9 protein-coding genes and 2 tRNA genes are annotated in these 12,894 nt (G+C 33.9%); 1 reads left to right on the forward strand and 10 read right to left on the reverse strand.

Going from position 1 to position 12,894, the window contains the following annotated elements; all coding sequences use genetic code 11:
• Window positions 1-2 precede the first annotated feature (2 nt).
• From EUI_RS0103205 to EUI_RS0103220, 4 genes are all read right to left on the reverse strand, one after another.
• On the reverse strand, window positions 3-443 hold the full coding sequence (locus EUI_RS0103205; RefSeq protein ID WP_010016032.1) for a 3-hydroxyacyl-ACP dehydratase FabZ family protein: 441 nt from the start codon (window positions 441-443) through the stop codon (window positions 3-5).
• Complete coding sequence (locus EUI_RS0103210; protein WP_010016034.1) at window positions 433-729, reverse strand: acyl carrier protein; 297 nt, start codon at window positions 727-729, stop codon at window positions 433-435. Before EUI_RS0103210 ends, EUI_RS0103205 begins: the two co-directional genes overlap by 11 nt.
• Before the next feature lie 14 nt (window positions 730-743).
• Complete coding sequence (locus EUI_RS0103215; RefSeq protein WP_010016035.1) at window positions 744-2,855, reverse strand: beta-ketoacyl synthase N-terminal-like domain-containing protein; 2,112 nt, start codon at window positions 2,853-2,855, stop codon at window positions 744-746.
• Between the two features lie 70 nt (window positions 2,856-2,925).
• Window positions 2,926-4,479 carry an MFS transporter gene (locus EUI_RS0103220; protein ID WP_081460644.1) on the reverse strand — a complete coding sequence of 518 codons (1,554 nt, stop codon included), beginning with the start codon at window positions 4,477-4,479 and terminating at the stop codon, window positions 2,926-2,928.
• 1,695 nt (window positions 4,480-6,174) lie between these two features.
• Here EUI_RS0103220 and EUI_RS0103225 point away from each other — a divergent pair.
• Window positions 6,175-6,561, forward strand: coding sequence for an MmcQ/YjbR family DNA-binding protein (locus EUI_RS0103225; RefSeq protein ID WP_010016037.1), 387 nt, complete (start codon window positions 6,175-6,177; stop codon window positions 6,559-6,561).
• Between the two features lie 138 nt (window positions 6,562-6,699).
• Here EUI_RS0103225 and EUI_RS0103230 read toward each other — a convergent pair.
• The 6 genes from EUI_RS0103230 to EUI_RS0103255 form a co-directional block, all read right to left on the reverse strand.
• Window positions 6,700-6,771, reverse strand: a tRNA-Gln gene (locus EUI_RS0103230).
• Window positions 6,772-6,810: 39 nt separating this feature from the next.
• A tRNA-Tyr gene (locus tag EUI_RS0103235) sits at window positions 6,811-6,893 on the reverse strand.
• A gap of 205 nt (window positions 6,894-7,098) precedes the next feature.
• Window positions 7,099-8,796 (reverse strand): glycosyltransferase family protein, encoded by a 1,698-nt coding sequence (locus EUI_RS0103240; RefSeq protein ID WP_010016038.1) that lies wholly within the window; start codon window positions 8,794-8,796, stop codon window positions 7,099-7,101.
• An 81-nt stretch (window positions 8,797-8,877) separates the two neighbouring features.
• A complete protein-coding gene (locus EUI_RS0103245) occupies window positions 8,878-10,770 on the reverse strand; it encodes a M13-type metalloendopeptidase (protein WP_010016039.1) in 1,893 nt (630 codons plus the stop codon).
• A 121-nt stretch (window positions 10,771-10,891) separates the two neighbouring features.
• Window positions 10,892-11,830, reverse strand: a complete 939-nt coding sequence (locus EUI_RS0103250; RefSeq protein ID WP_010016041.1) for an ABC transporter ATP-binding protein — start codon at window positions 11,828-11,830, stop codon at window positions 10,892-10,894.
• Window positions 11,827-12,882, reverse strand: a complete 1,056-nt coding sequence (locus EUI_RS0103255) for an ABC transporter ATP-binding protein (RefSeq protein ID WP_010016043.1) — start codon at window positions 12,880-12,882, stop codon at window positions 11,827-11,829. The genes EUI_RS0103250 and EUI_RS0103255 overlap by 4 nt, the downstream gene beginning before the upstream one ends.
• Between the last annotated feature and the right edge of the window lie 12 nt (window positions 12,883-12,894).

A 12,894-nucleotide genomic window follows, 5' to 3' on the forward strand; every position in this document is an offset into this window, starting at 1 on the left:
AACTACTCCCCTGCTTTTAATAATAATGTGGCTTTAGCTACTTTCTTATTAGTTTCAAATTTAATTTTCAAACTAACTTCCCAAAAATTTCCTTTTAAAGTCATATCAGTGCTTTCAATAAAAATATTATCATTTGGTTTTACTATACTGTAAAATGTCGAAACTACTACTTTTACTAAATAAGCCTCATGCATTTCAATATCAAGAACCTTCTGCAGTAAAATCAAAGCCGTCTGTGCCATGCATTCTATCAGTAAAACACCTGGTACTATTGGCTTATTTGGAAAATGGCCCTGAAAAAAAATTTCATTTTTTCCAAATATTTGATGCGCCTTTATATGATTTAAATCAAGATCTAATTCAATTACATCAGTCACAAATCTAAATGGTTCTTTTTGAGGAAGAAGTTCTGAAACCTGTTTCGAGTTTAAATTAGTCTGCATCTCTATTTCCCATTTTGTAAATGTAATTTGCAATTTCATTTACTGTTTGAAAATTATTTTCTTCTCCACTATTCATGACAGCCTCAACATCTAACTTAAACACGTTAGATATTCCATCAACAATATCTAATGCTTCAACTGAATCTAATGCTAACCCCTCTTCATTGTATAAATTTTCATCATCATCAATTTCATTTTCAATAACATCTTCAAGTTCCAAACGATTAATTAGAATTTCTTCCTTAATTAAATGTTTAATTTCTTCTAAGCTCATAAATCTATTCATAATTTTCGAATCTCCTAATAATTTTTTAAACTGTTAACATCAAGAACTGTCAGTTCGTTATTTATACTTAACTCCAGTATCAAAACTCTATCCCATTTTTTCGCAATACTATCTAGTAAAGCTTTGATTCCCTGGACCCCCGTTCCATCCTCTAATATAAAATCAACATTTTTACTGCTAATAAAATTATTAATTTTATTGGGTGCAATTAATAATACTTTAGTTTTATCTTGTTTCGTCGCGTTATCAACTGTTTTTTTAACAATCTTTCTAGTTGTAGCATTAACTTGATACGACCTAACTTCATTTACTTTTAGTATAGATGTATCTGGTTTAAACTCATTAACCATCTCAATCATAACTACATCTGTTTTAACTGGATGACCTAAAATTTTTTCTGTAACTGAATTGGATTCTATTCCACTTCCACTCAATATAACGTCCGCACGATTACTTTTTAGGGCCTCAAATGCAATTTCCATTGACTTAAAATCTTCGTTACCACCTGAACTAATTGAAGCCGAATACCCTTTTAAATTTAAAGCCCGTGATATTCTCCCTGAGGTAGAATTAACTACTAAATCAGGGAAATATATCCCGCTAGCTTTCCCAAAACCGTCTTTTCGTATTGAATCACTATATTTTGTAGTAGCATTCATACTGCCTAATGGAGTCCCAAAAATCAAACCATTTCTAGTCGGAATTGTTTGATCCTTAAAGACTGAGATGCCTGCAATAATTGAAACTTGGCTCAGTTGATTCATTCTTCGCTGGTACAACAATTTATCAAACTCTTTTAATGGCTTTTCAGGATTTAATTTAATTCTCTCGTTAACATTTTTTAATTCATTTGTCGTCGATTCAGAAATATAATTAATATAAACAGATTTTTCATCAATTGCTTTATATGAATTTTCTGTATTATATTTATTATCTAAATTAGTTTTAAAAATGACTGCTGAGTTGTGACCACCAAATGCCGCATTGTTATTTATAAAGATAATGTCTCTAGTCTTCTGATTTGATAGATCAATGTGTTCTCTAAAAATTTTTTTGTTCCGTGTTTCTTCACGATAATCTTGAAAAGGAAAATTACAATACAATACATTATTTTTTAAGCCAATCAAAGTTAAAGCTAATTCCGTACTTGCTGCAGCACCTAAATTATGACCCATATAGCCCTTTAATGAACTGATAAGAGGAACATTTTTACCAAATACTTGTTCTATTCCCTTTAACTCAGCAACATCATTAGCTTTGGTTCCTGTTCCATGAGAATTTATATAAAATATTTGATCACTTTCAAGACCACTGCTTTTAATTGCTTCTCGAATAGCAAATGAAATCCCATTTCCCTCTGCATCAGGTGCTGTTGGATGATGGGCATCGTTAGAAAAACCATATCCCAGTATCTCACAAAGAATATCATCACCATCGCGCAATGCTTCCTCTTTGTCTTTAATGATAAAAAATGTCGCAGCCTCTCCTAAATTAAGTCCATAATCATTTCCATACGGAGTAGCATTTTGTGTATTAAAAGTTTTCAAAGCATTAAATCCAGCATATACCCACTTAGACATTGGATCTGAACCACCGGCAATAACTGTTTTAGCCTTTCCACTTTCAATCATCTGAGACGCATAAGCAATTGCAGCTGAACTGGCTGCACAAGCTGAATTAAATGAGAATCGTGGTCCCTCAAATCCAAAGTAGTTACTTAGATCAAACATTTGTTTATATAAAGGATAATTTTTCAAATTATCCTTACCCGATTGACCGGCATCAATGTCATCAAAGTAATCAGACATCGATTGAATTCCACCATTACATGTACCTAGAGATAAACCAACATTTTGATAATTGAAGCGTGTATTCTTCAAAAGTTTATTTACTGTATAAATCGTGAGAGCTGAGCTATTATCAACATTTTCATCAATTGCGATTTTTCTCACTTTTTCCCACGTTTCATGATTCAAGTTTCCAGCAATACTTGACATAAATTCATCTGTATCAAAATAATCAATAGTTGATATCCCAGAATTAAATTTCATAATTCTTTCGTGAATTTCATCCTCATTCTCGCCTAGTGAAGACGTCACAGCCATTTTTGTAATTACAGCAGTCATTTTTTCTCCTAATATACTTCATTATTTATTTTATTGCTACATTATATTAATCAACTTAAAAACATTGGCTCTAAAATTTGTTCTTCCAGAACAGTAATGTCAAAACTATAGTAACTATCAGAAAAGGTATTGCTTCTCGATACAAACGTTTGAAAGCATTCAAAACATTACTTTGTGCCGTATTTTTTATATCTAATAATGCCTTGTTTATCCTTTTATCAATTTTAATATTACCAGTATGCCTTTTAGGTATTTTTGCTGATTTTTGGTTCTTAAGACCTTCATTAGATTTTTTAATCAAATGTGGTTTTATTTCTTCAGGAACATTTAATTTTGATACAGTTGATGAAATATAACTTTCAGATTCAATCTGTGCATCATTTAAATTTGAGTATAAACCAGATACAAAAAGTGCAACTGCTAAGACGATACCAATTTGTCGCAATACCCCAGTTACACTCTGTGATGAGGAAAGTAATTCACCAGTGAAGTCAGAGGCAGCAATAACAGTTATTGGTCCTGTAATCAACCCATATCCAGCCCCCACAAGGGCGCCATAAAAGCAAGAATATAACTGAATATTTAGTCCATTATACGTGTAGCCAATGTACCCAATCATCATTAATGAAAACCCAAATGAAATCAGAATTCTTGGACCAACTTTATTTAATGCAAAGCCCGCAATAGGTGATGTAATGAAAATAAATAAGGTAATTGGTATTAGCATAAATGAAGCATTTAAGGCATCGAAATTTTTAACATTAGTGTAATAAGTTGGTAATATGACGGTAACTGCCACTAAAAATAGATTACTAAAAATTATTACAATAGATGCACCCATAAAATTTCTATTTTTAAATAATTTCAATGGAATCATAGGTTTTTCTACTTTAAGTTCAACAAACAAAAAACTGACAAGAAAAACTACTGAACTAAACATAAATATCAATGAAGTTGTTGATGCCCATCCCCAATTTCTTCCTTGTGTTAGAACCGTTGTTAAGCTTAAAAGAAATGAGATACTTAGACTTGATCCCAAAATGTCGAAATTGTGAATGTCGTCATTTTTTTCACTAAAATCGAGTAAATTACATCCAATAATTAAAATGAAAATCACAATTGGCAAGTTAACAAAGAAGATCCATCTCCAAGTTAAATATTGTGTAATAACTCCACCAATTACTGGTCCTAATGCGGCAGCAAGTCCTTGTGTAACACCCAATACCGCTATAACACCAGTTCTTTTATCAGTTTCTACTAATTTAATTCCAAGTATCATCGAAAGTGGAAAGACTAAAGCAGCACCAATACTCTGAATAGCACGGCCAAACACCAATATTTCTATCCCATTGGACAATCCTGAAATCAGTGAACCAATACCGAATAATATGAAACCTAACATTATCACTTTATTCATACCAAACTTTTCAGCTACTCTCGTTAAAGGAATAGTCAAAGCGGCAAATAAAATTGTATAAATGTTTAGAGCCCAAGATAAATTGTTTAGAGAAGTAGAGAACGCAACACTAATCTCTGGTAACGCTACATTCATTACCGTAGTATCAAGCATGCATATGAATATTCCACAAACAAAAATTGTAAGTTTTAATCTGGTTCTGTTCATAAATATATTTCCTTAATTTTATTATTAACATTGTTAATACAATCATGTTAACAATATACATATTAACACAGTTAATATGTATGTCAACATTTTTCACTTAAAAAAATATAGGAATATTTTTTGACTATGTTGACATATTGTTTACTGATGCTACCACCTCTTGAATCCCTTATCTTTTATTACGTATAAATCTAGCATTGATGAATGATAAATACTTACTAAGTATTTTACACATCCAGACAATTTAACATATTTGTATTCAGTTTTTTATTACTAAATTGTTACCCATACATCAATATACCCTGATGATAACTTATTTTATATCATAGTTTCTCACTATTATGATTAATAAAAAAATGATACAGCTATTAAGTTATTTCACCTTAGCTTGTTGATTTATAAAAGAAGATTGAACGTTGAAATTATTTAAAATAAATGTTAGAGAGGTTAAATAAAATCTTAAAAATACCAAACATTCCAGATGAATGATAGTCAATATGGTATTGCCTTCGAATTAGGAACCACGAAATTTCAATTATAGGGTCTAGCAAATAAAAAACAGAAAAATTTACTTCACTTAATCAACATATCCCATGAGATAATTATATTTAGAACTTTTTTGCTAACATCCATTCACAATCATTAAAACTTTATGGCGAAGTTGCATTGTATTTTGATAACCAAGGCATGTAAGACCTTCTTGTTGAACGCTTTTTAAAAGATACTATTAATTGCATTAAAATATATTAAAAGTTATCTTGTGTTTCGAAAAGATTACAATCATGTATTTTGCCATATTAGTAATGATTTTGATAATTTTTGACGTTTTATTCAGTATAAGCTGTGGTCGAAATTTAAGTCATTCGTCTTTTTAATTATCTCTACATATAACTTAATTTTATAATTGTTACGTTGTGAATTTTTTGGACCAACACCCTATAATTACTAGATCAGGTTACTTTTCTAGTATAAGAAAAGTACAAATTTTTTTTAAACGTTACTTAGTCATAATAGAAGAAGAAAAGACCTCGTTAGGGAGAAGACATTTTTTTGGTTTGAGAGATAATATTTTATCGTGAAAGTTAGTAAAAATATATGTTTTTTATTTTTCTGAACTGTTTAGATTTATTATTATAATTATTTTTTAAATTATTTACAAGTTGTATCCTTTACTCGCGAGATTAATTATTATGATAAATTGAAAGAAAACTACTATTTGCCCAATTGTAAATCGTTTTGAAAGCAGTAACTAAAACATAAGCAACTATTTCTGATGACGAATTCAGAAAACGAGCAATTTCACGCATTGAATGATTGAATTAAGACATTGTTTCGATAGCAGAGAGTTCATGGGAAGACATAAGCTGCGGGTTCTTATGTTTGTTTTAGACAATTACCATTAAAATCACTGAATTTTTTTCAAAATGCTCAGTTCAATTTTGCAATCTGCCATATTCTAAAACGTGTCATAATACCTTATGATTCTGGTCAAATTAATTAACAATTTTATTATTTTTGAACATTTTTTCTATTATGATTTACCTACTTTTATTAGTAGCATACTCAGAACTATAAAACTGAATGGTGATGATAAATGACACTATTTTTGCTGGCCTAGATTTTAAATTTTCAACACTTATTCATTTTTTAATTTGATATAATAAACATAAACTAGCGGTCAAAGGACACTCACTTATGGTTAATCAAACAGTCACTAAACGGATAAAACACTTTCAAGACTTTGGAAATAGTTTACCCCATGCCAAAGCATATTTTCGTGATGATTGGAAAATAATTTATTTTGACCTATCTGGGAAAATGTTTGGATTGCTGTCTCCTACTGCATCTGAAACATCGATTATTACACTAAAAGGTGATCCAGAGTCTAATGTTGCGCTTCGTGAGATATATTCTGATATTACTGCAGGTTATTATGCAAATAAAAAACATTGGAACACAATAAAACTCTCAACATCAGAATTATCAGATCAAGAAATTGAAAAAATGATTACGCATTCCTATAAACTTGTGTATGAAAATTTACCACTTTATGTTCGGAAAGCATTTGCGGCGTCGGATTAATTTTTGTCAATAAGATGCTTTGCATTGTTTAGGCTAAGCATGTCAAACGCTTATGTCATCTGTTTTCAGAGCAATCTTTTGATGACAAATATATCATACAAAAAAAGAAATCCAAATTGGATTTCTTTTTAATTTATATTGCCCCTGCTGGATTCGAACCAGCGCATAGCGGTACCAAAAACCACTGCCTTACCACTTGGCGAAGGGGCAATAGTTAATCTTTTTAGCCGTTAACTATTAAATCGGCTATGGGAGCGGTAGGATTCGAACCTACGAACCCGAAGGAACGGAGTTACAGTCCGTCGCGTTTAGCCAGACTTCGCTACACTCCCATATCTCAAACAACTATATAATAATACCAAATTTCTCAAGAGTTAGCAAGCATTTTCGAAATTTTATATTCATTATTTGCCTATAAATCACAAAAGAGCATGTCATACGTGCACAATAAAAAGCGATTTTTTAAATTTTATGTTAAAAAGCATTGCTTGCTAAACTAGGAATCCTAGCTTAGTGAGCAATGCTTAATTATACAATTTATGATCTTCTATAGATATATGGAAAGACAAGAATAACCAATGTAGCCATAATGCTGACGAGAAGCATAACCTGAAACTTCTTATCCGCTTTTGTACTTACCCTAATTACATGATGACCTTTAGTTACAGATACTGCGAGCGTACCTCGCTTTGACAATAACGATTCCACTGGTGTGTCATCGACGGTAACCGTATAGCTAACACCGTTATACTTTAGAAATGGTAAATCCAATTGTTGTCCAGTAGGGTTAATAACATCATAACCTATACCTGATTTCTTTAAAATTGTCTTAGAAAAAATTGGTTTGCCAGTACTATCCAAAACTTTATGACTAATGATTGTACTTTTATTTTTAAGCGCTAATGCCGTCCAATAATCAAAGGCACCATAAGTATTGAAAGAATTGTTATATTGCTTATCAAAAGTTAATTGATTAACTCGATAGGACGCAAATGGTGTATAATTCAAATGCCCTGTCTGTACTTTCTCAACTTTAAAAGTATCATCCATACTTTTTTTATACTTATGAACACTAACAATCGTCGTTATCATTGTGATCATAATTAACACTATAACCACTCTCGATTTAGTATATCCTTTCTCTTTTGTAACTGAATCAGAAGTAATATCATTAACGCCAGACACTATAGCCAGCGTTAAAAATAAGATTGCAAACGGCAGAATCCGATATGGGAATTGCAAAATGGACATAACGCTATGTTCTACCAAGTGCCATGGGAAATCTGACGAAGAAATAAAAACCAAAAATGTGCCTATCCAAAAATAAAGACGCGTTTTTTTCGATAGATAACCCCAAAGCGTAAACATACCGATCAATGTAACAACAAAAACAAATCCAAGTGTTCTTGCTGATAACAATTGCATACTAGAAACATAATAACCAGCAAAACTTTTAGCCCATTGATAATGCAATACGCTTTCAGGGGAAATAATTTGATTTCCACTTGTCAGAATTAAAAAAGGTCCCAAAAATGCCAAAAAGCTCAAAGAAAAAGACGCTACAGCTTTAATATAATCTAATAGTTCACCAATTACGGATTTATAGTTTAGTAATAGTCGTACAAATGTTACTACCGTTAACAGTAATACTGTCAAAAACAAACTCAATAAATGTGTATAAGCCATCAATGTCATTGCAATCCAAAGTGTTCGCCAACCTCTTTTTTGAATAACACGACAATAACCTAAAAATACTAATGGCATCCAAGCAATAGCCAAAAACTCACCAAAAGCTGATACGCCTATAATTGAAAAAACGCGATAAGCAGATAAAGAAAACATAGTACTCGATAATGTGGATAACCACTTATCTTTCAGTACAGAATTAAAAGCAAATTGTGCAACAGCAAAAGTAATTAATCCGTAGACTAACAAAGTAACATAGTAGGCTGTCACACTATTTTTGATTACTAGAAATATTAAAACTGCTGGCGTCAGAGTCAATGACGGATAAAAATATTCTACCCCGCTACCCACTGAATTAAATGAGGAATAGGAGATCAAACTAACATGACCTGATTGCAATTGGTTAACTATTTCATGGATACGATTAAGGTGAAATTGCAAATCCGAGCCAGAATAAACGGTTTGGCTATGCCACAACTCAAAAATAGGTATTCCGGCAACTAGTAACGCCATAGTCAAATTAATTAACCATGTTCTCTTTATATGCATAACAGCTTCTCTTTTCAATAAGTCTAAATACAAGTATATCAAAAGCAAAAGGCATCTTGATAACTTTTTACTAAAATGGCCTTACCAAATCTGCACGCGATCATTTGAAGCTAGCCACATTTTGTCATCAGGTCTCACATCAAATGCATCAAAGAATTCATCAAAATTTTTGACTTGTACATTAACACGTAGTGCTGCTGGCCCATGGGGGTCGGACGCAGCCAATAAGCGCATATATTCTGGACGTGCTTTCATACGCCAAATTGTGGCCCAACTCTCAAAAAAGGCTGTTGCCGAGAAATCTGAATCTAATTTAGCAGCTGCTAATGCTGCACCTAAGCCACCCAAATCCGCAACATTTTCAGATACAGTTAACTTGCCATTCACTTTGGCGCCATATGAATCTAGACCATCGAATTGTTTGACGATTTGATCTGTGCGTAATTTAAACGCCGAAAAATCAGCCGTTGTCCACCAATTATTTAAACTACCATATTCATCAAATGATGCCCCGTTCGTATCAAATGCATGCGAAATTTCATGTGCAATCACCGCGCCGATACCACCATAATTAGCTGATGATGATTGTTTCAAACTGTAAAATGGCGCTTGTAAAATAGCCGCTGGAAAGACAATTTGATTTTGTTGTGGATCATAATAGGCATTGACTAAATGTGCCGGCATATGCCATTCGCTGCGGTCAACTGGTTGATGCCACTGTGACCATGTATGCGCAATTTCAATTTGTCTAAATTGCGTCGCTGTGTCAAACAAAGTCATTCCAGGTTGTACTATTTTTTGGTACAAACGCTCTGGCAATTTCTCTGGATAGCCAATGTGAGGTACGATTGTATTAAGTTTGATCACAGCTTTCTGACGCGTTGCATCATCCAGCCACTGATTAGACTGCAGACGTTGTTTGAAAACATCAATCATTGTTGCCACTTTATGTTCAACATCTATTTTAGCTGCTGGTGAAAAATTATCTTGTGCATAATAAACGCCAATTGCTTGGTTAAATGGCTGTGCGGCCAGATATACAGCCGCTTTTTGAGACGCCATGGCTTCTGGCAATCCAGTCAACTCACGTTGATACTGACCACCTAACACACGCAATTCGTCAGATAAATAACTGGTAAATTGATTAGCGACCGTTACGATGAGATACGCCTTCAATAATGGCCAGGCCTTTTCTGAATAAAATTGATCAGCTGCAGCCCAAAAACGTTCTTCTGGTACAATAATTTTATCTGGTTTTTGACCAATTAGTTCACTTAAAATATCATTGAGTGGTAATTCTGGTGCCAAATTGGTAAATTGCTGCCAGTCATATGGATGGTATAACTTAGCATACTCATGATTTTCTTCTTGACTCAACACCACATTGGCAGCACGTGCATCAAGCGCTAGATACTGATCAATTAATTCAGTTGTTTCAGACTTTGAGAAACCAAAATGTGGTAACAGGCTTTCTTGTTCCTCACGAAACTTAGCCAACAATATTTTGCCTTGTGCATGATCCTTTTCATAGTAGGTTGTATCTGGCAAAAGAATGCTTAAAGCCCCAGCCCATAAAACATTTGTTTGCGCATCTTTGAAATCCGGTTCAACACCTAACGGTAAAGCATTAGGAAACCCTGACTTTTCTAGTTCAACAATATGACTTGCAAAATCCGAAAACGAGGTATAGCTTTGGTACTTTTTAATCAGTGGCTGCACAGGTGATGTCCCTAATTCATCTCGTGTCTTGGTATCAACGGTCAAACGATGGTACGCAACAAAATTTCTCAAAATCGGTGATTCTGGTATATCATTCCCTTTTTGCCATTTTGTTGTTGTTGTCATCAACCATTGCTCAATTTCGTCAGACAAGTCACTAAAACCACCCGTTCGTGGTTTATCATTAGGAATGACTGCTGTTTTCTCCCAATCACCATTAATTGCTTCGAAAAAATCATCTTGTAATCGTACCATATTATCCTACTTTCTCATTAATAACTCACACTAATTATACACATTTTTCATTTTAATTTCATGATGATGTGCAACATAAAAGCTGTCATAGATGTAAAAATTCATGACAGCTTTTAATGATTTATTTATTTTGTTGTAATTTATATAAAGCAACTTCTTCATCTGTTGCCAAAACAAAATGGCCTGGGTTTGCTTCAACCATGTGCCGTTCTTTACCATCTGTTTCAACCGTTGTATCATACTCAACGTGTTGCCTGAGACTCTCAACTTCTGGATCTGGTACAGGAATCGCTGATAACAAACTCTTAGTATACGGATGCAGTGGATGATTGTATACAGCATCTGCCGTTCCAATTTCTAATAACTTACCCCAATGCATGACGCCAATACGATCAGAAATATACTTTACCATCGATAAATCATGGGCAATGAAGAGATAAGTTAGTGAATGTCTCTTCTGTAAATCTTTCATTAGATTAACAACTTGGGCTTGGATAGAAACATCCAACGCTGAAATAGGTTCATCAGCTATAATGAATTTAGGATCGACTGCTAATGCCCGAGCAATCCCGATACGTTGCCTTTGACCTCCTGAAAATTCATGTGGATAACGCGTCGCATGATCTTCATTTAAGCCAACCAATTTTAATAATTGTTGTACTTTATTATCGCGATCTGTTCTATCTTTAGCCAGTTTATTGATATCAATACCTTCAGCAATGATGTCACGTACTTTCATACGTCCATTTAAACTTGCTTGCGGATCTTGAAAAATCATTTGCGCATTTTTACGAAATTCTAATAATGCTTTGCCTTTCAAGTGAGTGACATCTTCACCATTAAACAATATTTCGCCAGCAGTTGGTTCATGCAATTTTAAAATTGTCCGACCAATTGTTGTCTTACCAGAACCCGATTCGCCGACTAAACCAAATATTTCACCTTCGTAAATATCAAAAGTTACATGGTCAATGGCGCGAACTTCATTAGCCTTCCCTTTATTAAAATAAAGTTGCAAATCCTTAAGCTCAACTAACTTCTTCGGTGTCTCTTCCGTCATGATTGAGCCTCCTGTCCTTGAATTTCTCGCCATCTTTCCCAACGTCTTTGAATTTGTACAGGCGGCGTCACTTTGGGAGCACGTTCATCAAGCAACCACGTTGCTGCATAATGCGTATCACTTACTCGAAAGAATGGGGGCTCTTCCTTTAAATCAATAGCTAAGGCATATTCGTTACGTGAGGCAAAGGCATCACCAGTTGGTGGGTCTAACAAATCTGGTGGCGTGCCAGGAATTGCTACCAAAGAACCCACTTTAGTATCTGTTGTTGGCATTGAATTTAACAATCCCCAAGTATAAGGATGCTGTGGATTAAAGAAAATTTCGTCGACTGTACCATATTCAACAATTTTACCAGCATACATAACCGCCACACGGTTAGCCATTCCAGCAACAACACCCAAATCATGCGTAATAAAAATAATTGAACTGCCAGTATCTTTTTGTAGTTCTTTCATTAATTTCAAAATTTGTGCTTGGATAGTCACATCCAATGCGGTTGTTGGTTCATCAGCAATCAAGATCTCAGGATCTACTGCCAAGGCAATGGCAATCACCGCACGTTGTCGCATACCACCAGACCATTGGTGTGGATAATCATTAATATGTTCTTCAGCATTGGGAATACCAACACCTTTCATCAACTCTAATGCACGTGCCAACGCTGCTACTTTTTTCATTTTACGGTGTTTCATCAGAGGTTCAGCAATTTGCATGCCGATCCTCATCGTTGGATCTAGACTAGTCATGGGATCCTGGAAAATCATAGCAATTTCGTTGCCACGCACAGATTGCCATTCTTCTTCCTTCAAGTCAAGTAAGTTACGATCTTTAAATATTAATCGTGAATTATCTGGAATTAAAGCGTTTTTTGCATTCAAGCCCATCAATGTTTTTGTCGTGACCGACTTACCAGAGCCAGATTCACCAACAATGGCCAAAGTTTCACCTTTATTTAGATCAAAAGACACGTCTCGAATTGCTTGTACAGTTCCTGCATACGTGTTGAAGTTTACGTGCAAATTTTCAACTTTTAAAATTGGATTACTCATAATCTGCACACC

Origin of the sequence: Leuconostoc gelidum subsp. gelidum KCTC 3527, assembly GCF_000166715.1 — a bacterium.
Classification (GTDB): Bacteria; Bacillota; Bacilli; order Lactobacillales; family Lactobacillaceae; genus Leuconostoc; species Leuconostoc gelidum.

Bases quoted from the DNA above. Each gene is read 5' to 3' on its own strand.
- EUI_RS0103215 (WP_010016035.1), bottom strand. From the start codon at position 2,855: ATGACTGCTGTAATTACAAAAATGGCTGTGACGTCTTCACTAGGCGAG.
- EUI_RS0103255 (WP_010016043.1), bottom strand. From the start codon at position 12,882: ATGAGTAATCCAATTTTAAAAGTTGAAAATTTGCACGTAAACTTCAAC.
- EUI_RS0103240 (WP_010016038.1), bottom strand. From the start codon at position 8,796: ATGCATATAAAGAGAACATGGTTAATTAATTTGACTATGGCGTTACTA.
- EUI_RS0103250 (WP_010016041.1), bottom strand. From the start codon at position 11,830: ATGACGGAAGAGACACCGAAGAAGTTAGTTGAGCTTAAGGATTTGCAA.
- EUI_RS0103220 (WP_081460644.1), bottom strand. From the start codon at position 4,479: ATGAACAGAACCAGATTAAAACTTACAATTTTTGTTTGTGGAATATTC.
- EUI_RS0103225 (WP_010016037.1), top strand. From the start codon at position 6,175: ATGGTTAATCAAACAGTCACTAAACGGATAAAACACTTTCAAGACTTT.
- EUI_RS0103245 (WP_010016039.1), bottom strand. From the start codon at position 10,770: ATGGTACGATTACAAGATGATTTTTTCGAAGCAATTAATGGTGATTGG.
- EUI_RS0103205 (WP_010016032.1), bottom strand. From the start codon at position 443: ATGCAGACTAATTTAAACTCGAAACAGGTTTCAGAACTTCTTCCTCAA.
- EUI_RS0103210 (WP_010016034.1), bottom strand. From the start codon at position 729: ATGAATAGATTTATGAGCTTAGAAGAAATTAAACATTTAATTAAGGAA.